16 protein-coding genes and 1 riboswitch are annotated in these 19956 nt (G+C 59.9%); of the genes, 4 read left to right on the top strand and 12 right to left on the bottom strand.

The window, feature by feature from the left end:
• Window positions 1-25: 25 nt before the first annotated feature.
• Entirely contained in the window at window positions 26-838 is an 813-nt protein-coding gene (gene djlA / locus AC6I79_RS15845; RefSeq protein WP_021312869.1) for a co-chaperone DjlA, read from the top strand.
• 14 nt (window positions 839-852) lie between these two features.
• Here djlA and rluA read toward each other — a convergent pair whose 3' ends face one another.
• The 3 genes from rluA to polB all read right to left on the bottom strand — a co-directional run bounded on the left by rluA (window position 853) and on the right by polB (window position 6952).
• Window positions 853-1512 (bottom strand): bifunctional tRNA pseudouridine(32) synthase/23S rRNA pseudouridine(746) synthase RluA, encoded by a 660-nt coding sequence (gene rluA / locus AC6I79_RS15840; protein ID WP_021507583.1) that lies wholly within the window; start codon window positions 1510-1512, stop codon window positions 853-855.
• A 21-nt stretch (window positions 1513-1533) separates the two neighbouring features.
• Window positions 1534-4440 carry an RNA polymerase-associated protein RapA gene (rapA, locus tag AC6I79_RS15835; RefSeq protein ID WP_498027374.1) on the bottom strand — a complete coding sequence of 969 codons (2907 nt, stop codon included), beginning with the start codon at window positions 4438-4440 and terminating at the stop codon, window positions 1534-1536.
• A gap of 151 nt (window positions 4441-4591) precedes the next feature.
• Window positions 4592-6952, bottom strand: coding sequence for a DNA polymerase II (gene polB / locus AC6I79_RS15830; RefSeq protein WP_498027373.1), 2361 nt, complete (start codon window positions 6950-6952; stop codon window positions 4592-4594).
• Between the two features lie 169 nt (window positions 6953-7121).
• Between polB and AC6I79_RS15825 the strand changes: the two genes are divergently transcribed.
• A complete protein-coding gene (locus AC6I79_RS15825) occupies window positions 7122-7886 on the top strand; it encodes a DedA family protein (protein ID WP_021507580.1) in 765 nt (254 codons plus the stop codon).
• Here AC6I79_RS15825 and thiQ read toward each other — a convergent pair.
• From thiQ to sgrR, 4 genes are all read right to left on the bottom strand, one after another.
• Window positions 7883-8584 (bottom strand): thiamine ABC transporter ATP-binding protein ThiQ, encoded by a 702-nt coding sequence (thiQ, locus tag AC6I79_RS15820; protein WP_125308886.1) that lies wholly within the window; start codon window positions 8582-8584, stop codon window positions 7883-7885. The genes AC6I79_RS15825 and thiQ overlap by 4 nt on opposite strands.
• Window positions 8568-10178, bottom strand: a complete 1611-nt coding sequence (gene thiP, locus AC6I79_RS15815) for a thiamine/thiamine pyrophosphate ABC transporter permease ThiP (protein ID WP_498027372.1) — start codon at window positions 10176-10178, stop codon at window positions 8568-8570. The genes thiQ and thiP overlap by 17 nt, the downstream gene beginning before the upstream one ends.
• Window positions 10154-11140: a thiamine ABC transporter substrate binding subunit gene (thiB, locus tag AC6I79_RS15810; protein WP_159377314.1), complete on the bottom strand. Its 987-nt coding sequence runs from the start codon at window positions 11138-11140 to the stop codon at window positions 10154-10156. Before thiB ends, thiP begins: the two co-directional genes overlap by 25 nt.
• A gap of 46 nt (window positions 11141-11186) precedes the next feature.
• Window positions 11187-11280: riboswitch (TPP riboswitch) on the bottom strand.
• Between the two features lie 70 nt (window positions 11281-11350).
• Window positions 11351-13012, bottom strand: coding sequence for an HTH-type transcriptional regulator SgrR (sgrR, locus tag AC6I79_RS15805; protein WP_498027371.1), 1662 nt, complete (start codon window positions 13010-13012; stop codon window positions 11351-11353).
• A 253-nt stretch (window positions 13013-13265) separates the two neighbouring features.
• Between sgrR and AC6I79_RS15800 the strand changes: the two genes are divergently transcribed.
• Window positions 13266-14447 carry an MFS transporter gene (locus tag AC6I79_RS15800; protein ID WP_058780435.1) on the top strand — a complete coding sequence of 394 codons (1182 nt, stop codon included), beginning with the start codon at window positions 13266-13268 and terminating at the stop codon, window positions 14445-14447.
• Between the two features lie 91 nt (window positions 14448-14538).
• On the opposite strand, the gene leuD is transcribed toward AC6I79_RS15800, so the two are convergent.
• From leuD to leuL, 5 genes are all read right to left on the bottom strand, one after another.
• Window positions 14539-15144: a 3-isopropylmalate dehydratase small subunit gene (gene leuD, locus AC6I79_RS15795; RefSeq protein ID WP_058759635.1), complete on the bottom strand. Its 606-nt coding sequence runs from the start codon at window positions 15142-15144 to the stop codon at window positions 14539-14541.
• Between the two features lie 3 nt (window positions 15145-15147).
• Entirely contained in the window at window positions 15148-16554 is a 1407-nt protein-coding gene (gene leuC, locus AC6I79_RS15790) for a 3-isopropylmalate dehydratase large subunit (protein WP_275026361.1), read from the bottom strand.
• A gap of 4 nt (window positions 16555-16558) precedes the next feature.
• Window positions 16559-17650: a 3-isopropylmalate dehydrogenase gene (leuB, locus tag AC6I79_RS15785; RefSeq protein ID WP_058759633.1), complete on the bottom strand. Its 1092-nt coding sequence runs from the start codon at window positions 17648-17650 to the stop codon at window positions 16559-16561.
• Window positions 17651-17652: 2 nt separating this feature from the next.
• Window positions 17653-19215 (bottom strand): 2-isopropylmalate synthase, encoded by a 1563-nt coding sequence (gene leuA / locus AC6I79_RS15780; protein WP_021507571.1) that lies wholly within the window; start codon window positions 19213-19215, stop codon window positions 17653-17655.
• Between the two features lie 93 nt (window positions 19216-19308).
• Window positions 19309-19392: a leu operon leader peptide gene (gene leuL / locus AC6I79_RS15775; protein ID WP_125308910.1), complete on the bottom strand. Its 84-nt coding sequence runs from the start codon at window positions 19390-19392 to the stop codon at window positions 19309-19311.
• Window positions 19393-19524: 132 nt separating this feature from the next.
• On the opposite strand from leuL, the gene AC6I79_RS15770 reads away from it, so the two are divergent.
• Window positions 19525-19704, top strand: coding sequence for a hypothetical protein (locus AC6I79_RS15770; protein ID WP_125308878.1), 180 nt, complete (start codon window positions 19525-19527; stop codon window positions 19702-19704).
• Window positions 19705-19956 lie beyond the last annotated feature (252 nt).

Below are 19956 nucleotides of genomic sequence, written 5' to 3'. Positions count from 1 at the left end.
GCAAGCATGGCGAATTGAGGAGTTTATGCGCTACTGGGGAAAAGTTATTGGTCTGGCTCTCGGCTTACTTTCCGGAGCAGGCTTTTGGGGCATCGTACTGGGTCTGATCATTGGTCATCTGTTTGACAAAGTGCGCAGCGTAAAAGGACAGGGCTACTTCGCCAATAATCAGGCGCGTCAGACGCTGTTCTTCAGCACCACGTTCCAGGTGATGGGCCATCTGACCAAGTCAAAAGGGCGCGTCACCGAAGCGGATATCCAGATTGCCTCTTTATTTATGGATCGCATGCAGCTGCATGGCGAGGCGCGTACCGCGGCGCAGCGTGCGTTTCGTGAAGGTAAGCAGAGCGAATATCCGTTACGTAATAAACTGCGCGAGCTGCGCAGCGCCTGCTTTGGCCGTTTCGATCTGATTCGGATGTTTCTGGAAATTCAAATCCAGGCGGCGTTTGCTGATGGTTCGCTGCATCCCAACGAGCGTCAGGTGCTATACGTCATCGCGGAAGAGCTGGGGATTTCCCGCGCGCAGTTCGACCAGTTCCTGCGCATGATGGAGGGCGGTCAGCAGTTTGGTGGCGGTTCGTCGTACGGCGGCGGCGCTTATCAGCAGGCGAAACGTGGCCCGACGCTGGAAGATGCCTGCAGCGTGCTGGGGGTGAAAAGCAGCGACGACAGCACCACCATCAAGCGCGCTTACCGCAAGCTGATGGCCGAGCACCATCCGGATAAGCTGGTGGCGAAAGGTCTGCCGCCGGAGATGATGGAGATGGCGAAGCAGAAAGCGCAGGAGATTCAGGCCGCGTACGACCTGATTCGCAAAGAGAAGGGCTTTAAATAAGGGGCGGCGGCCCCTTAAAAATCGGCCGGCTGGCGAAACGTCATGCTGTTGCCAAACGCCGGATGGGTAATGGTCAGCGATTCGGCGTGCAGCTGCAGGCGTGGCGCCATGGCTAACGCCTCGGGATGGGCATAGAAGCGATCGCCGAGAATCGGATGCCCCAGCGCCAGCAAATGCACGCGCAGCTGATGTGAACGGCCGGTGATCGGCTTCAGCTGCACCCGCGCGCTGTTATCGGCGTCATACGCCAGCACCTGATACTCCGTCTGCGCCGGCTTACCCAGCTCTACACTCACCATCTGCTTCGGCCGGTTAGGCCAGTCGCAAATCAGCGGCAGATCGATCATGCCCTGTTCCGCCGCCGGATGTCCCCAGACGCGCGCCACGTACTGCTTCGCGGGCTCGCGCTCGCGAAACTGCCGCTTCAGCTCGCGCTCGGCCGCCTTGGTCAGCGCCACCACAATCACACCGCTGGTGGCCATATCGAGCCGGTGCACCGACTCCGCCTGCGGAAAATCACGCTGGATGCGCGTCATCACGCTGTCCTTGTGCTCCTCAAGGCGGCCAGGCACCGACAGCAAACCGCTCGGCTTGTTAACCACCATGATGTGCTCGTCCTGATACAGAATATGCAGCCAGGGGTCGAGCGGCGGATTGTAGGGTTCCATCAGCATGATTCAGCGCGGCCTCAGCGATTATTGGTGTGTCACAACGATCAGACGTAGCGCATCCAGCCGCCAGCCGGCCTCGCCGAGGCTGGCCAGCACCTGCTCGCGGTTGCTCTCCAGCGCATCAACCTCATCATCACGGATGTTGGGGTTGACCGCTTTCAGCGCTTCGAGGCGCGACAGCTCGGCGCTCAGCTTCTCATCGGCTTCGGCTTTGGCCGCCGCAATCAGCGCCTGCGCTTCCGGCACGATGACTTTTTCCGCCTGCGTCAGAATGTGATGCACATCCTGCTGCACCGCGTTCACCAGCTTGCTGCCGGTATGGCGATTGACTGCGTTGAGCTGACGGTTAAAGCTTTCGAACTCCACCTTCCCGGCGAGGTTATTTCCGGCGCGATCCATCAGCAGGCGGACCGGCGTGGGCGGCAGGAAGCGGGTAAGCTGCAGGTGTTTCGGCGCCTGCGCTTCGACCACGTAGATCATCTCTACCAGCAGCGTGCCCACCGGCAGCGCCTTGTTCTTCAGCAGCGACAGCGCACAGCTGCCGGTGTCGCCGGAGAGAATCAGGTCGAGGCCGTTGCGAATCAGCGGATGTTCCCAGGTAATGAACTGGGTATCTTCGCGTGACAGCGCCTGGTTACGGTTAAAGGTTACGGTGCAGCCATCTTCCGGCAGGCCGGGGAAATCCGGCACCAGCATGTGGTCAGACGGCGTCAGGACGATCAGGTTATCGCTGCGATCTTCCTGGTTGATACCGACGATATCAAACAGGTTGAGCGCAAAGTTCACCAGCTCGGTGTCGTTATCCTGCTCGCCGATGGCATCGGCCAGCGTCTGCGCGGCTTCGCCGCCGTTCGAGTTCAGCTCCAGCAGACGGTCGCGCCCCTGCTCCAGCTGCGCCTTCAGCGTATCATGCTGTTTGCGGCTCTGGGCGATAAAGTCGTCCAGCCCCTGCGGGTTGTCCGGCGCGGCCAGATACTCAATCAGCTGCGGGTAGGCGCTGTCGTAGATGGTGCGGCCGGTCGGGCAGGTGTGCTCAAACGCGTCCAGCCCTTCGTGGTACCAGCGCAGCAGCACCGCCTGGGCGGTTTTCTCCAGCCACGGCACCAGAATCTGGATGTCATGCAATTGGCCGATACGATCGAGACGGCCGATACGCTGCTCGAGCAGATCCGGGTTAAACGGTAAATCGAACATCACCAGCCGGCTGGCGAACTGGAAGTTACGCCCTTCCGAGCCAATCTCCGAACACAGCAGCACCTGGGCGCCATCTTCCTGCGAAGCGAAGAAGGCGGCCGCGCGGTCGCGTTCGATAATCGATAGCCCTTCATGGAACACCGCGGCGCGGATGCCTTCGCGCTCGCGCAGCACCTGCTCCAGCTGCAGCGCAGTGGCCGCTTTGGCGCAAATCACCAGCACTTTCTCTTTACGGTTGCTGGTGAGGTAGCCCATCAGCCACTCAACGCGCGGGTCGAAGTTCCACCAGGTGCCGCTGTCGCCTTCAAATTCCTGATAAATCTGCTCGGGATACAGCATGTCGCGCGCGCGCTCTTCCGCCGTTTTGCGCGCCGCCATAATGCCGGAGACTTTAATCGCCGTCTGATACTGCGCCGGCAGCGGCAGGCGAATCTGATGCAGTTCGCGTTTCGGGAAACCCTTCACGCCGTTACGCGTGTTACGGAACAGCACGCGGCTGGTGCCGTGGCGATCCATCAGCATCGAAATCAGCTCTTTGCGCGCGTCGTCTTTGCCGTCGCGATCGCTGTTCGCCACCTGCAGCAGCGGTTCAATATCCTGCTCGCCGACCAGGTCGTTGATCAGGTTCATCTCGTCTTTGCTGATGGCGTGATCGGCCAGCAGCGTACTGACGGCGTCTGCCACCGGGCGGTAGTGCTGCTGCTCGGCCACGAACTGCGCGAAATCGTGGAAACGATTCGGGTCCAGCAGACGCAGACGGGCAAAGTGGCTCTCCATGCCGAGCTGTTCCGGCGTCGCGGTCAGCAGCAGCACGCCGGCGGTCTTTTCCGCCAGCTGTTCGATAACCTGATATTCGCGGCTCGGCGCGGCTTCGCTCCACGCCAGATGGTGCGCTTCGTCAACCACCAGCAGGTCCCAGTCAGCTTCGGCCAGCAGCTCCAGCCGCTGCTTATTGCGGCGGACAAAATCCAGCGAGCAGATAATCAGCTGCTCGGTATCAAATGGGTTGTCGCTGTCGTGCTGCGCTTCGGTGTAGCGATCGTCGTCGAACAGGGCAAAGCGCAGGTTGAAGCGGCGCAGCATTTCCACCAGCCACTGATGCTGCAGGGTTTCCGGCACCACGATCAACACGCGCTCGGCGCGTCCGGCCAGCAGCTGCTGCTGAATAATCATACCGGCTTCAATGGTTTTACCGAGGCCGACTTCATCGGCCAGCAGCACGCGCGGCGCGTGACGGCGACCGACGTCATGCGCGATGTGCAGCTGGTGCGGAATCAGGTTGGTGCGCATGCCGCGCAGGCCGCTAATCGGCAGGCGATACTGTTCGCTCTGGTATTTGCGTGCGCGGAAGCGCAGGGCGAAGCGATCCATGCGGTCCAGCTGGCCGGCAAACAGGCGATCCTGTGGCTTGCTGAACACCAGTTTGCTGTCGAGCATCACTTCGCGCAGCACCACGTTGCTTTCGTCGGTATCAAGACGCGTGCCGATGTAAGTCACTAAATCGTTTTCGTTGCGGACTTCATCAACCTGCATCTGCCAGCCTTCATGGCTGGTGACGGTATCACCCGGATTAAAAATCACGCGGGTGACCGGAGAATCATTACGGGCATAGAGGCGGTTTTCGCCGGTGGCGGGAAACATCAGTGTGACCATGCGCGTATCCAGCGCCACGACTGTCCCCAGTCCCAGCTCACTTTCCGTATCACTAATCCAGCGTTGACCCAGTGTAAAAACCATATATTTTTTGCTCGATTCTCTAAAAGATAGAAAGACGTTCACCTGCTCTCAGACAATACCCCACCGCCAGACAGTTATCTGGTCAGCTGGTGCACGCGGTGAGAATCAGGAAGGGCGCTATGGTACTGGATGGCAGGGCATTCGTCACCTGTCAAAAAAGCCCCAGTTGCCCGGTGATCAGTGTAGCAAAGTCATCACCGACAAACGGTAAAATCCCTTCGGCGATCGGCTGTAGCTGTTTGCTGACATAGTGATCGTAATCCAGCGGCGTGCTGCGCGCTTCCAGCGGCTCCGGCCCCGCGGTGGCCATGACGTAGCGGATCGATCCGCCGTTCTGATACTGCAGCGGACGCTGCAGTTTACGGTTATGTTCATCGGCGAGGCGCGCGGCACGCACGTGGGGCGGCACGTTGCGTTCGTAATCTTTCAGCGGCCGGCGCAGGCGCTTTTTATACACCAGCAGATCGTCCAGCTCACCGGCCAGCAGCTGTGCCACCGTGTCGCGAATGTAGTCCTGCCAGGGTTCACCGCGGAAGATGCGGCCATACAGCGTCTGCTGGAACTGCTGCGCCAGCGGCGTCCAGTCGGTGCGCACCGACTCCAGCCCCTTAAACACCAGCCGCTCGTCGCCGTCGCGGCGAATCAGTCCGGCGTAGCGCTTTTTACTGCCCTGTTCGGCGCCGCGAATGGTTGGCATCAGGAAGCGGCTGAAGTGGGTTTCATACTCCAGCTCCAGCGCGCTGTCGAGACCGTAAGTCTGCTGCAGATGCTGTTGCCACCAGCGATTCACGTGCCCGGCCAGCCGCTGGCCGATCGCGGCGGCATCGGCTTCGCTGTGGGCGCTTTTCAGCCAGACAAAAGTAGAATCGGTGTCACCGTAAATCACGTCAAAACCTTCGGCTTCAATCAGCTCACGCGTTTGCTGCATGATGGCGTGACCGCGCAGGGTAATTGACGAAGCAAGGCGCGGATCGAAAAAGCGACAGGCGCTGGTGCCGAGTACGCCATAAAAAGCGTTCATGATGATCTTCAGCGCCTGCGACAGCGGCTGGTTGCCATCGCGTTTGGCGGCCTCGCGCCCCTGCCAGATCTGCCCGACAATCGCCGGTAAACAGTGGGTGCGGCGCGAAAAGCGCGCGTGGCGAAAACCGGGAACCGAATCGGCGTCGTCCGGATGCGCCAGGCCTTCAACCAGCCCGACCGGATCAATCAGAAAGGTGCGGATGATCGACGGATAGAGGCTTTTGTAATCCAGCACCAGCACCGAATCATACAGTCCGGGGCGCGAATCCATCACGTAGCCGCCAGGGCTGGCTTCCGGTGCCACTTCGCCGAGATTAGGCGCGACAAAGCCGGCGCGGTGCATTCGCGGAATATACAGGTGGCTGAACGCCGCCACCGATCCACCGTGGCGATCCACCGCCAGGCCATTGACGGTGGCGCGCTCCAGCAAAAACGGCATGATGGCGGTGTGCTGGAAAATACGCGTAACCAGCTCGCAATCCTTCAGATTGTAGGTGGCCAGCGCCGGTTTGTCGTGGGCAAAGCGCCAGTTGATCTCTTCCATGCGCTGCCACGGATTGTTGATGGCTTTACCTTCGCCCAGCAGCTCGCGCGACACCGCCTCCAGGCTAAATGAGGCGAAGTCCCAGAACGCCGATTTCAGCGCCTCGATCCCGTCAATCACCAGCCGGCCGCTGGCCTGAGCGAAGAACACGCCGGGCTTAAAGCCGTGCTCGCGCCACTCCAGCGGCTGCTGCTGACGGCCAAGACGCAGCGGAATACCGTAGCGGTCGGCATGTTTTTGCAGCACGCGCAGGTCAAACTGCACCACGTTCCAGCCGATGATGACATCGGGATCGTGACGGGCGAACCAGGCGTTAAGCTGCTCCAGCAGCTGTGGCCGGCTGTCGAGGTAAATCAGTTCAAAATCCAGCTGGCTGGCATCACCGTTCGGCGGGCCGAGCATATACACCTGGCGCTGGCCGCAGCCCTCCAGCCCGATACAGTACAGCTCGCCGTGCTCGGTGGTTTCGATGTCGAGCGACACCCATTTCAGTTGCGGACGGTAATCGGGATGCGGCTTGAGGCGCGCGTTGACGAGGCTGTCGCCACGCGGCTCGCCGCTGAACCACACCGGTGCCGTGATAAAGCGCTCCATCAGGTAGCGTTCCGGCGGGCGGATATCTGCTTCATACACCGCAATGCCGTTTTCACGCAGGCGTTTTTCGATGCTTTGCAACTGCCGGTGGCTGCGGCAATAGAGTCCCAGCACCGGTCGGCGCCGGAAATCTTTCAGATTCAGCGGTTGCAGGCGCGTATGGCGCTCGTCACGAATCAGCGCTTCGGTTTGCGCCTGGAACTCCCGGGGAATAAACGCCACTGACTCCTGCACAGGCAGGACCAGGCGCTGCGGGCCCTGGTCGGTGGCCAGCCACAGCACCACCTCGCTGCCGGTCGGGGTATCCCGCCAGTGGCGAGTCAGCAAAAATCCTGCGCGCGGTTCGGTCACGTTAACTCCGGAGAATGAATTCATTTCAGTATATCATGGATGTTTATACAGTGTACTGCCGGTGGTGCCGTCGTCCGCGCGGCGCGGGCGTGCGGCAGCGCGGGGAATTGCTTGACGCTGTGGGGCTGTCTCAGGACAATCCAGCCTCTATATTCCGCAGAGGATAGTTATGGAAGCCTGGATCCAACACCTGTTTACGCAATCGCTGGAGTACGCGCTGATTGCCGTGGCGCTGGTGACCTTTCTTGAGTCGCTGGCGTTTGTCGGCCTGCTGCTGCCGGGAACGGTCCTGATGGCCAGCCTCGGCGCACTGGTGGGCAGCGGACAAATCGGGCTCTATCCGGCGTGGGCCGCTGGGCTGGCCGGGTGTCTGATTGGCGACTGGGTGTCGTACGGCATTGGCTGGAAATTCCAGGGACCGCTGCACCGCTGGAAATACCTGCAAAAATACAAAGGGCTGCTGGATAAAACCGAGCACGCGCTGCATCAGCACAGCATGTTTACCATCCTCGTGGGGCGCTTTGTCGGACCGACGCGTCCGCTGATTCCGCTGGCGGCCGGCATGCTGGAGCTGCCGGTGCGTAAATTCCTGCCGCCGAACATTATCGGCTGCATCCTGTGGCCGCCGGCTTACCTGATGCCGGGCATTCTGGCGGGCGTGGCGATCGACGTGCCGCAGGCGGCGCAGGGCGACAGCTTCAAATGGCTGCTGCTGGCGGTGGCGCTGCTGCTGTGGATCGGCGGCTGGCTGCTGTGGCGCTGGTGGCGCAGCGGCAAAAGCGTCGACTGGGCCACGCCTTATCTGCCACTGGCGCGGCTGCGCTGGCTGGCTCCGCTGATGGCGCTCATCGGCGTGGGTGCCTTTATTGCGCTGCTGTTCCACCCGATGATGCCGATTTTCCTGCAGCTGCTGTGGAAGGTATTCTTCGCTTAACGCGGTGATACGCCAAGGATGGCGGCCGCTGGGCTCTCGCCGCGCAGCAGGCTGGCGGTGCTGCCATCCCAGTACACCCGACCGTCAACAATCACCAGGCTGCGTGACGCAATCTGCTGCGCATCCTCCAGACTGTGCGACACCATCAGCAGCGTGATAGTGCGTGCCTCGCACACCGCGCGCACCAGCTGCAGCATCTCGCTGCGCAGCGCCGGATCGAGTGCCGAAAACGGTTCATCCAGCAGCAGTACCGGCTGATTACGCAGCAGGCAGCGCGCCAGCGCCACGCGCTGGCGCTGACCGCCGGAGAGCTGGCCGGGCAGACGCGTCAGCATCGATTCCAGCCCGGTTTGCTCCGCAATCTGCTGTACCTGCTGCTGCTGTTGGCGCGTCAGCTTCAGGCCGGGATGCAGGCCCAGCCCCAGATTTTGCTGCACCGTCAGGTGCGGAAACAGATTGTTCTCCTGAAACAGCATCGATACCGGTCGCGCGGAAGGCACGCTGCGGGTGTGGTCGACGCCATCGATCAGCAGGCTGCCCTGACTCACCGGCAGAAAGCCGCCGAGCAGGCTCAGCAGGGTACTTTTGCCCGCGCCGCTCGGGCCGAGAATGGCGAGACGTTCACCAGCCTGTGCGCTAAAGCTGAAGCGCATCGGCAGATGCTGGTAGAGATAAGTAAGGTTATTCAGTGTCAGCATGGCGACCCGGTAATTTTTCCATCAGCGTAAACAGCAGCAGGCATAACAGCAGCAGTAGCAGCGCGGTCACCGCGCCATCGGCACCGCGATAGGCGCCAATCTGCTGGAACAGATAAAACGGCAGGGTGCGGAAATCGGCGCTGCCGAACAGCGCCACCACGCCGAAGTCCCCAATCGACAGCACGCAGGCAAAGGCCAGCGCCTGTGCCAGCGGACGTTTCAGCGCCCGCAGTTCAATCAGCCGCAGGCGAGTAAACCCACTGATGCCCAGCGAGGCGCACAGCTGAGCGTAGCGCGCGCTGAGATCGCGCATCGGATTTTCCAGCACTTTCATGGCGTAGGGGATGGCGATCAGCGCGTTGGTGAAGATCACCAGCGCATCGGCACGCTGCGGCAGGCCAACGGTGGCGTTGAATAGCAGAAAGAACCCGCTCGCCAGCACGATGCCCGGCATCGCCAGAATCAGCATTCCGCTGAGTTCCATGGCCTGCGCGGCGAAGCGCTGCTGACGCTGGCGCAGTTCGCGACTGCTCCACAGCAGCATCATGGTCAGCAGCACGCACAGCACACCGGCACCGAGTGCGATACGCAGCGACGTCCACGTGGCCTGCCACAGCGCGGGCTGTTGCAGCGCGCCGGCAATGCCGCCGCGTAAGCCGTCGACCAGCACCGCCGCCAGCGGTGGCAGCAGTAACAGCAGCGCCAGCGTAATCAGCAGCGTATCCGCGACGCGTGCGCGCCAGGAATCCTGCGGATCGCGCCAGCCGCGCACCGTCTGGCTACCGGCCGGAATCGCTTTACTGAAGCGCTGGCTGAGCAGCACCAGCAGCAGACAGCAGCCGAGCTGCAACAGTGCCAGCAGCGCGGCGCGGCCGGGATCGTAATCAAAGCTAAGCGCCTGATAAATGGCCAGCTCCAGCGTGGTGGCCTGCGGACCGCCGCCCAGTGCCAGCACGGTGGCAAAACTGGCGAAGCACAGCATAAAGATCAGCGCCGCCGTTGGCAGCAGCGGACGGCGCAGCCACGGCCACTCCAGCAGGCGAAACAGCGACCAGCCGCGCAGACCGAGCTGCGCCGCCAGCTGGCGCTGCTCGCCGGGAATGCTCTCCAGCGCCTGCAGCAGCATGCGCGTCGCCAGCGGCAGATTAAAGAACACGTGCGCCAGCAAAATGCCCTGCAGGCCGTAAGGCGAGAAGTGATAGTCGATACCGACGGCAGCGCACAGCTGCGCCAGCCAGCCGCTGCGCCCATAGACGCTCAGCAGACCGAATACGGCGACCAGCACCGGCAGCACCAGCGTCATGGCGCACAGGCGCAGCAGCAGCGTGCGGCCGGTAAAGCGGCGGCGATAGAGCGCGCGGGCCAGCAGAATGGCCGGCAGCACCGAAAGCAGCGCTGACAGCAGCGCCTGCTCAAAGGAGAACGCCAGCACATGGTGCAGATAGCTGTCAGTGAGCAGCGCGCGCCAGTCGGTGGCCGGCGCGGCGAGCATCAGGGCACCGAGCGCCAGCAGCGCGACCGCACACAATAGCAGCGCGCTAAGCGCTCCGGGCAGCAGCCAGCCGGGCATCAGCGGCTGACGGCGCGCTGCCACGCGCTAATCCACGCCGCGCGATGGTCAGCCACCTCTGTCGGGGTGTATTGCAGCGCATTAGCAGGCACCGGCAACGCCTGATAACCGGCGGGTAAATCGCTTTTAATTACCGGATACATCCAGTTGCCGGTGGGAATGGTGCTCTGAAACGCTGGCGACACCATAAACTGCATGAACTGCTGCGCCAGCTGCGGCTGTTTGCTGCTGGCGAGCTGCGCGCCCACCTCTACCTGCAGATAGTGGCCTTCGCTGAACGGCGCGGCGGCGTAGTTATCCTTTTTCTCTTCAATGATGTGGTAAGCCGGCGAGGTGGTATAGCTCAGCACCAGATCGCTTTCGCCTTTGAGGAACAGACCATAAGCTTCGCTCCAGCCTTTGGTGACGGTCACGGTTTTGCTGGCCAGCTTCTGCCAGGCCGCCGGCGCGTCATCGCCGTACACTTTCTGCATCCACAGCAACAGACCGAGCCCCGGCGTGCTGGTGCGCGGGTCTTCATAAATCACCCGCCATTTTTCCGGGCTTTCGACCAGCTCCTTCAGGCTGTGCGGCGGATTCTTCAGCTTGTTTTTGTCGTAAACGAACGCGAAGTAGCCGTAATCAAACGGGATAAAAGTGTCATTGTGCCAGCCGTCCGGCAGTTGTAGCCCGCGGGTATCCACTGTACTTTTGCTGAACAGGCCGGTTTTTTCCGCCGCCTGAATCAGGTTATTGTCCAGCCCCAGCACCACGTCGGCCTTGCTGTTCTTTCCTTCCATGCGCAGGCGATTGAGCAGCGATACGCCATCCTCCAGCGCCACATAGTTCAGCTCACAGCCGCACCGGGCCTCAAAAGCTTTTTTCACTGCCGGACCGGGGCCCCAGTCGGCGGCGAACGAGTCGTAGGTATACACGGTGAGGACGGGTTTGGCCGCCAGAGCCGGCGCCGCGATCAGCAGCAATAGGGGCAGAACTTTATTTAACACTTTGCGTTCCTTAAGGAGAAGGTAAGGTTGCGTCGCAAAGGATCTGAGGGCGGAGCATCTCAAATCCCTACGCCGGTACGAGCCGGATCAGGTTCGACGGGTCTCTCTCAGCCAGTTAACCGGCACCCCGTTGAGAACGACATATTCTAGACATTTACAGGACAACGCGAAAGGTTCACCTGCCGGTCGTGTTGTCTCATGCTGCCCTTCTTACAGCTCCGGCGGGGCGAACCAGGCGGACTTGAAGTCAAACCAGCCGAGCGTGTTCAGCCGCACGCCACGCATGCTGCGCTGGCCCTCCAGCAGCAGCCAGTGATGAAACAGCGGATGCAGATAGTCGCTGTTTACCAGCTGTTTGCTCCACTCCGCCAGCGGCAGCGCTTTCTCACGCCAGCGCGCGGCGTCGGCCTGCCAGTCGAGCGGGATACAGTGATGCATCAGCGGTAGCTCATAAAGCTGAGCGAAAAGGGCGTAGTCGAGCGGCAGGGTAAAGTTGACGCTGCCCAGCCAGATATCACTTTCACCCGCGCCGTCGAACCAGCTTTCGTAGCTCACTTCGCGGGTAATCAGCTCGACGCCCTGCTGCGCCAGCAGCGGCCGCAGCGCATTGGCGATGCCCTCGTGTTCGACATGGTGGCTGTACCAGCTGAGCGTCAGCTGGGTCACGCCGTCGGGCTTGTGGGCTGGGGTGATATCGCGCCGATGGTGCCAGCGCGGCAGCAGGCCATAAGCCGGGAACCAGTAGCGCTGATAGCCGACGCTGGCATGATTGAGCAGCGCGATAGGGTTAAGCAGATCGCTCACCCAGCGGCGGAAACCAGCATCGCGACCGCGTTCAGAGCGCTGATCGAACAGCAGAAAATAGCAGCCCTCTTCGAGGCGACTCTCTTCCGATTTTTCGTCGTCGTTTTCGCCTTCCAGTTTTACACCGGCGTAGACCAGCTCATCGCTGATCTCCGGCAGCACCCAGATCGAGACATCATCAATCAGCGCGCGGTAGCCGAAGTAGTCATCAAACGCGGCGATTTTCAGCTGGGTTTGCTGATTGCGCACCACGCTGTACGGACCGGTGCCAATGGGCTGACGGGCGAAGTGGCGCAGTGTCGGCCATTCACGCGGCAGAATCATGGCGCTGACGCTGGCCAGCAGCCACGGCAGCCAGCAGTCCGGCTGGCTGAGATGGATATCCAGCGTCCACGGCGCCGGCGAGTGCAGTTGGTCGATATGCGAAAACAGCGGCTGGCTGCGCACCCGTTCCAGCGAGGCGATGACATCCTCCATCTCCAGCTCGCGACCATGATGAAAGCGGATTGCCGGCCGCAGGAAGAAGCGCCAGTGCAGCGGAGAGGTTTGCTGCCAGTGATGGGCAATGTCGGCGGCGATTTCCCCCTTTTCCTCATTTATACGCGTCAGGCCGCTGAATATCTGTCGCGCCAGATGGGTTTCTGAACGGCGCAGCGGCGAGCCGGGCAGCAGGTTAGGCAGGGGCCGGTAGTAGAGCACGCGCAATATATGCTTGCCCTGGCGAAAGCTGCGGCCAAGGTGCGCGGCAATCATCTGCCGCACCTGGTTTTTATCGCCCACCAGCTGCACCAGCTGGTCGATGCGATCCTGCTCCAGCAGGTCTTCGGCGCGCTGCTGCTGTAGCGCCAGTCCGGTGTAGCAGAAGCTCAGCAGCGAGCGTTTACCGCGACCGGCTTCAGCCTGCCAGATCAGCCAGCCCGCCGCCTGCATGGCGTTCAGCAGGTTACGCATGTGGCGGCGTGAGCAGTGCAGCAGTTCGGCAAGCTCGCTCAGCGTGGTTTCCTGATCCTGGCCCTGACAGTGTTGCCACAGGCGAATGAATTGCTGTTGCAGACGCGCAGAGGACATAAAAGGGGAACTCCTTCTCGACTTCGCTCAGTTTTTCCTGCCCCATATTAGAGGCATACTGGCGGGCAATGGAAGAGCGGGAGGCATTCAGCAATGAATGGCGCTCTGCCAGCGGTTCCGCCGACGTGGAACCTTTTCTGAGTAGGGTGCAATTTCACCGCCAGCGGAGTTTTTCTCTGCTGGCTTTTTTCGTTTTGCTGTGGAATCTTCTACGCTGTTTTTTCCCGGTCTTTTTCCTCAAAGGGATTTCTGCATGAAATCGCTGTTATCGCGGCCGCGCCGCCTGAATCCGGTTTACCTCTCCTTTATGGCGGTGTCGTTTATGGTCGGCGTGGCGGGGGCGTTACAGGCGCCGACGCTCAGCCTGTTTTTGACGCGCGAGGTGCAGGTGCGGCCGTTCTGGGTCGGCCTGTTCTTTACCATCAACGCCGTCGCCGGGATCGTGATCAGCCTGCTGATGGCGAAGCGTTCGGATAACCGTGGCGATCGCCGTCATCTGATCCTGTTTTGCTGCCTGATGGCGGTGGCCAACGCGTTACTGTTTGCCTTTAACCGTCACTATCTGACGCTCATCACCCTCGGCGTGCTGCTGTCGGCGCTGGCCAGCGTGGCGATTCCGCAGATCTTCGCGCTGGCGCGTGAATATGCCGATCAGTCGGCGCGTGAAGTAGTGATGTTCAGTTCGGTGATGCGCGCGCAGCTGTCGCTGGCGTGGGTGATTGGGCCGCCGCTGTCGTTCGCGCTGGCGCTCAACTACGGCTTCGTCACGCTATTCTGCGTGGCGGCGGTGATTTTTCTGCTGAGTATGCTGCTGATCTGGCGCACGCTGCCCTCGGTGCCGCGCATCGCCGCCACGCCGGAGCAGGTGCTGATGCAGCTCAGCCCGTGGAAAGACAGCCAGGTGCGGCTGCTGTTTATCGCCTCGGTGGTGATGTGGGCGTGTAATACCATGTATATCATTGATATGCCGCTGTATATCAGCGCAACCCTTGGCCTGCCGGAGAAGCTGGCGGGTCTGCTGATGGGCACCGCCGCCGGGCTGGAGATTCCGATCATGCTGCTGGCCGGCCATTACGCGAAGCGCTACGGCAAGCGCAAGCTGATGCTGCTGGCGCTGGTAGCGGCGATTGTGTTTTATCTCGGGCTGGTGCTGTTCCGTTCTCAAACCGCGCTGATGGTGCTGCAGCTGTTTAACGCCGCGTTTATCGGCATCATCGCCGGTATTGGCATGCTGTGGTTTCAGGATTTGATGCCGGGGCGCGCCGGTGCGGCGACCACCATGTTCACCACCTCGATTTCAACCGGGTTGATTATCGCCGGCCTGATCCAGGGGATACTGAGTGAGCGCTTTGGTCATGAGTCGGTGTACTGGCTGGCGTTAGTGATGGCGGTGGTGGCGCTGGTGCTGGCGGCGCGGGTGCGCGATGCGCGGTGAGGGCGGTGTGGAGATTGAAGGTCGCCATCAATGGCGACCAAATTACTGACGCGTTTGCTGTAGGGTGCGCCTTGCTGCGCACCGGGTAACCTTAACGCAGAAACGCTGGCTGGCTGGATTCGTAGCTGGCGATGGACGCTTCATGCTGCAGCGTCAGGCCAATGCTGTCGAGGCCGTTGATCATGCAGTGACGGCGGAAGCTGTCGATTTCAAAGCTATAAACCTTGTCGCCGGCGGTGACGGTCTGCGCTTCGAGATCCACGGTGAAGCGGATGCCCGGCTGCGCGGCCACCAGTTTGAACATCTCATCGACCTGCTCTTCGCTCAGCTTCACCGGCAGCAGCTGGTTGTTAAAGCTGTTACCGTAGAAGATGTCGGCGAAACTCGGCGCAATCACCACGTGAAAACCGAAGTCGGTCAGCGCCCACGGCGCATGTTCACGCGAGGAGCCGCAGCCAAAGTTCTCGCGCGCCAGCAGGATGCTGGTGCCTTTGAACTCCGGCTTATTCAGCACGAAGCTGGCGGTAGGCTGGGTGCCGGCGTCATCATCAAAACGCCAGTCGTGGAACAGGTGCGCGCCAAAGCCGGTGCGCGTCACTTTCTGCAAAAACTGCTTCGGGATGATGGCATCGGTGTCGACGTTTGCGGCATCCAGCGGGGCCACAATCCCGGTGTGTTGGGTAAATTTGTTCGCCATGGCTTAAGCTCCCTGAGTCAATTCACGAATGTCGGCAAAACGACCGGTTACCGCCGCCGCAGCAGCCATCGCCGGGCTCACCAGATGGGTGCGACCGCCGCGACCCTGGCGACCTTCAAAGTTACGGTTACTGGTTGAGGCACAGCGCTCGCCCGGATTCAGACGGTCGTTGTTCATCGCCAGGCACATTGAACAGCCCGGCAGACGCCACTCAAAACCGGCTTCGAGGAAGATTTTGTCCAGGCCTTCGGCTTCAGCCTGCGCTTTCACCGGACCAGAACCTGGCACCACCATCGCAACCACACCCGGCGCCACTTTGCGGCCTTTGGCGATCGCGGCAGCCGCGCGCAGATCTTCGATACGTGAGTTGGTGCAGGAACCGATAAACACTTTATCGATCGCTACCTCAGTCAGTTTGATGCCCGGCTGCAGATCCATATAGGCCAGCGCTTTCTCGGCAGAAGCGCGTTCAACCGGATCGGTAAACGAGGCCGGATTCGGGATGGCCTGATCCACGGCCATCACCTGGCCCGGATTGGTGCCCCAGGTGACCTGCGGCGCGATATCGGCAGCATTCAGCGTCACGACGGCGTCAAACTGCGCGTCGCTGTCGGACTTCAGGGTACGCCAGTAAGCCACCGCCTGCTCCCACTGCTCGCCCTTCGGCGCGAACTGCTTGTCTTTCAGATAGGCAAACGTGGTGTCATCCGGTGCTACCAGGCCCGCTTTGGCGCCCATCTCAATCGCCATGTTGCACAGCGTCATGCGCCCTTCCATGCTCAGCGCTTCAATCGCCGGGCCACAGAATTCAACCACGTGACCGGTGCCGCCGGCGCTGCCGGTTTTACCGATGATCGCCAGTACGATGTCTTTGGCGGTGATACCCGGCGCAGCTTCGCCCAGCACTTCAATCTTCATGGTTTTCGCCCGGCCCTGTTTCAGGGTCTGGGTGGCGAACACGTGCTCCACTTCGGAGGTGCCGATACCGAACGCCAGGGAACCGAAGGCGCCGTGCGTTGCGGTGTGCGAGTCGCCGCAAACGATGGTCATGCCCGGCAGCGTCATGCCCTGCTCAGGACCGATCACGTGCACAATGCCCTGGAACGGGTGGTTCAGGTCATACAGCTGAATGCCGAACTCAGCACAGTTCTTCATCAGCTCCTGCATCTGGATACGTGCCATTTCACCCGAGGCGTTGATGTCTTTGGTCTGGGTGGAAACGTTGTGGTCCATGGTGGCAAAGGTCTTCGACGGCTGGCGCACTTTACGGCCGTGCGCACGCAGACCGTCAAACGCCTGCGGCGAGGTGACTTCGTGAATCAGGTGACGATCGATATACAGCAACGGCGTTTCGTCTGGCGCTTCGTGAACGACATGTGCATCAAATAACTTCTGGTATAAGCTTTTCATTTTGTTATTTTTCCTCGCTGATGTAACCGGCAATGATACTGCCCATTTCATCGGTGCTCACGGCAGGGCCGTCACCGGCCAAATCACGGGTGCGATGGCCCGCTTCCAGCGCACGGCTTACCGCGCGCTCAATGCTATCCGCAGCGGCATCAGCATTCAGGCTGAAACGCAGCAGCATCGCCAGCGACAGAATCTGCGCAATCGGGTTGGCGATGTTCTGGCCGGCAATATCCGGTGCGGAACCGCCCGCCGGTTCGAACAGGCCGAATCCCTCTTCATTCAGGCTGGCCGAAGGCAGCATGCCCATCGAGCCGGTAATCATCGCGCACTCGTCCGACAGAATGTCACCAAACAGATTCGAGCAGAGTAAAACGTCAAACTGCGACGGATCCTTAATCAGCTGCATGGTGGCGTTGTCGATGTACATATGGCTCAGCTGCACATCCGGATAATCTTTTGCCACTTCGTTGACGATTTCACGCCACATCACCGAGGTCGCCAGCACGTTAGCTTTATCAACAGAAGTCACTTTATTACGGCGCTTGCGCGCAGCTTCAAAGGCGTTGCGGGCAATACGCTCGATTTCAAAACGGTGATAGACCTCGGTATCAAAAGCGCGTTCATGCGCGCCGCTGCCTTCGCGGCCTTTCGGCTGGCCGAAATAGATGCCACCGGTCAGCTCACGCACGCACAGGATATCAAAGCCGCGGGCAGCGATGTCGCTGCGCAGCGGGCAAAATGCTTCCAGACCTTTGTACAGCGCCGCCGGGCGCAGGTTGCTGAACAGTTTGAAGTGTTTACGCAGCGGCAGCAGCGCACCGCGCTCAGGCTGGCCGGCCGGCGGCAGATGTTCCCATTTTGGACCGCCGACCGAGCCGAACAGAATGGCATCAGCCTGCTCAGCACCGGCCACGGTGGCGGCGGGTAAAGGTTCACCGTGACGATCGATGGCGATACCGCCGACATCATATTCGCTGGTGGTGATGCGCATATCGAAGCGCGCGCGAATCGCGTCGAGAACTTTCATGGCCTGCGCCATCACTTCCGGACCGATTCCGTCGCCTGGCATTACCGCAATATGATAAGACTGAGTCATAGTTACACCGTTTCCTTCTGATCTTTAAATTTACGCTGCAATTCTTTTTCGACCTGCTTTGCCCGCCAGATGTTGTTCAGGGCATTCACCATCGCTTTCGCCGAGGATTCGACGATATCGGTCGCCAGGCCCACGCCGTGGAATTTACGCCCGTTGTAGTTGACCACGATATCGACCTGACCCAGCGCGTTTTCGCCGTGGCCTTTCGCGGTCAGCTTGTAGTTCACCAGCTCAGCATCGAAGCCGGTGATACGGTTAATAGCCTGGTAGACGGCATCAACCGGACCGTTACCGGTAGCGGCGTCGGCTTTGGCCTCTTCGCCGCAGCCCAGCTGCACTGACGCCGTTGCGGTGACGCTGGAGCCGGTCTGCACGTTGAATTCGTTCAGCTGGAAGTACTCCGGCTCTTCATTCTGCTTATTAATGAAGGCCAGCGCTTCCAGGTCGTAATCGAACACCTGGCCTTTTTTGTCCGCCAGCTTGAGGAAGGCGTCGTACAGCGTATCCAGGTTGTAATCGGACTCTTTATAACCCATCTCTTCCATACGGTGCTTCACGGCGGCACGGCCGGAGCGGGACGTCAGGTTCAGCTGAATTTTGTGCAGGCCAATCGATTCTGGCGTCAGGATTTCGTAGTTTTCGCGGTTCTTCAGCACGCCATCCTGATGAATGCCGGAGGAGTGGGCGAAGGCGTTGGAACCGACCACCGCTTTGTTGGCGGGGATCGGCATGTTGCAGATCTGGCTGACAATCTGGCTGGTGCGGTAGATTTCCTGATGATTGATATTGGTGTGCACGTTCATGATCTGCTGACGGGTTTTGATCGCCATGATCACCTCTTCCAGCGCACAGTTACCGGCGCGCTCGCCCAGGCCGTTCAGCGTGCCTTCGACCTGACGCGCACCGGCCAGCACTGCCGCAATGGCGTTACCGGTCGCCATACCCAGATCGTCATGGGTGTGAACGGACAGAATCGCTTTGTCGATGTTGGGTACGCGCTGTACCAGCTGACCAATAATGTTGGCGTACTCTCCCGGCAGGGTATAGCCCACGGTATCCGGAATATTGATGGTGGTGGCGCCCGCGTTGATCGCGGCTTCTACCATGCGGCACAGGTCGTCAATCGGCGTACGACCACCGTCTTCGCAGGAGAACTCAACGTCATCGGTATAGTTGCGCGCCCGCTTAATCATGTGCACCGCGCGTTCAATCACTTCCGGCAGCGTGCTGCGCAGTTTAGTGGCGATGTGCATCGGCGAAGTGGCGATAAAGGTGTGAATACGGAAGGCGTCGGCCACGCGCAGCGATTCGTAAGCCGCGTCGATATCTTTCTCGACACAGCGCGCCAGACCACACACGCGGCTGTTTTTGATGGTCCGGGCAATAGTCTGCACGGATTCGAAATCACCCGGCGAAGAGACCGGAAAACCGACTTCCATTACATCCACGCCCATCCTTTCCAGCGCCAGGGCGATCTGCAGTTTTTCTTTAACACTCAGGCTGGCCTGTAATGCCTGTTCGCCGTCGCGCAGAGTGGTATCGAAAATTATTACTTGCTGGCTCATGGTCATCTTCCTTTTGCATTGACTTCGCCGGTGCTACGAGCATAAAAAAACCCGCGCAGTGGCGCGGGTTTTTTAACTTTCAGCAGGTTCGAATCAGTTGTTGATTTCGCCCACGAGTCTACCGCGCAAACTGGATGCGTTAAGTAGTAGACCGAGTAGACGAAAAGAACGTGACATGAATCAAACCTCGTAAAATGAGTGCTGCACATATTGGTACTGGATTCGCCTGGCGATGTCAACCCTAAGTGAAAGGGTATTTCTCTGGCCGGAAAAGGGCGATGTGCTGGGATTATCGGTCATCACAGAGCATTGCCATTAATTAACGGTGGCTTAGCGCGTTATGCCACTTTAAAAAATCTTTTAAAAAAGGCGGGTAATTTTAAGTTGCTGAATTATATGTTTTTAGTAAGGCTTATTCGTCAGGTGGAAAAACAAGATAAAGCTTGTTGCTTAGCAGATTGTGATGTGGAAGAGGGATTTAAGAGTTAATCACGCCAGAAACGCGGTAACGGAAAAAATTGTGGGCTAAACACGCTGGCAATATGAAAATCATATTTCTTACAACACGCTGTAAATAATCTGCAAACCAGCATTTTCCTCTGTCCATATGCCATCGCATTAGTTTATTCCTCCCGGGCGATAATCACGCGTCAGTGCCTTTTTTGCCACTGACAGCGCCGTGCCGCCTTATGACGTTTGCAGGCCGGGTTTTCTGCGGTTATGGTAATCGACCTACTCTCA

The organism is gamma proteobacterium symbiont of Scutellera amethystina (genome assembly GCF_059730845.1).
This window is presented reverse-complemented; position numbering and strand designations above follow the sequence as displayed.

What these genes read in the sequence shown, in the direction of transcription:
- leuL (WP_125308910.1), bottom strand. Translation starts at nt 19,392, where the DNA reads ATGTCACGTTCTTTTCGTCTACTCGGTCTACTACTTAACGCATCCAGT.
- thiQ (WP_125308886.1), bottom strand. Translation starts at nt 8,584, where the DNA reads ATGCTGACACTGAATAACCTTACTTATCTCTACCAGCATCTGCCGATG.
- sgrR (WP_498027371.1), bottom strand. Translation starts at nt 13,012, where the DNA reads ATGTCCTCTGCGCGTCTGCAACAGCAATTCATTCGCCTGTGGCAACAC.
- rluA (WP_021507583.1), bottom strand. Translation starts at nt 1,512, where the DNA reads ATGCTGATGGAACCCTACAATCCGCCGCTCGACCCCTGGCTGCATATT.
- leuD (WP_058759635.1), bottom strand. Translation starts at nt 15,144, where the DNA reads ATGGCGAACAAATTTACCCAACACACCGGGATTGTGGCCCCGCTGGAT.
- leuC (WP_275026361.1), bottom strand. Translation starts at nt 16,554, where the DNA reads ATGAAAAGCTTATACCAGAAGTTATTTGATGCACATGTCGTTCACGAA.
- rapA (WP_498027374.1), bottom strand. Translation starts at nt 4,440, where the DNA reads ATGGTTTTTACACTGGGTCAACGCTGGATTAGTGATACGGAAAGTGAG.
- leuA (WP_021507571.1), bottom strand. Translation starts at nt 19,215, where the DNA reads ATGAGCCAGCAAGTAATAATTTTCGATACCACTCTGCGCGACGGCGAA.
- djlA (WP_021312869.1), top strand. Translation starts at nt 26, where the DNA reads ATGCGCTACTGGGGAAAAGTTATTGGTCTGGCTCTCGGCTTACTTTCC.
- leuB (WP_058759633.1), bottom strand. Translation starts at nt 17,650, where the DNA reads ATGACTCAGTCTTATCATATTGCGGTAATGCCAGGCGACGGAATCGGT.
- AC6I79_RS15825 (WP_021507580.1), top strand. Translation starts at nt 7,122, where the DNA reads ATGGAAGCCTGGATCCAACACCTGTTTACGCAATCGCTGGAGTACGCG.
- AC6I79_RS15800 (WP_058780435.1), top strand. Translation starts at nt 13,266, where the DNA reads ATGAAATCGCTGTTATCGCGGCCGCGCCGCCTGAATCCGGTTTACCTC.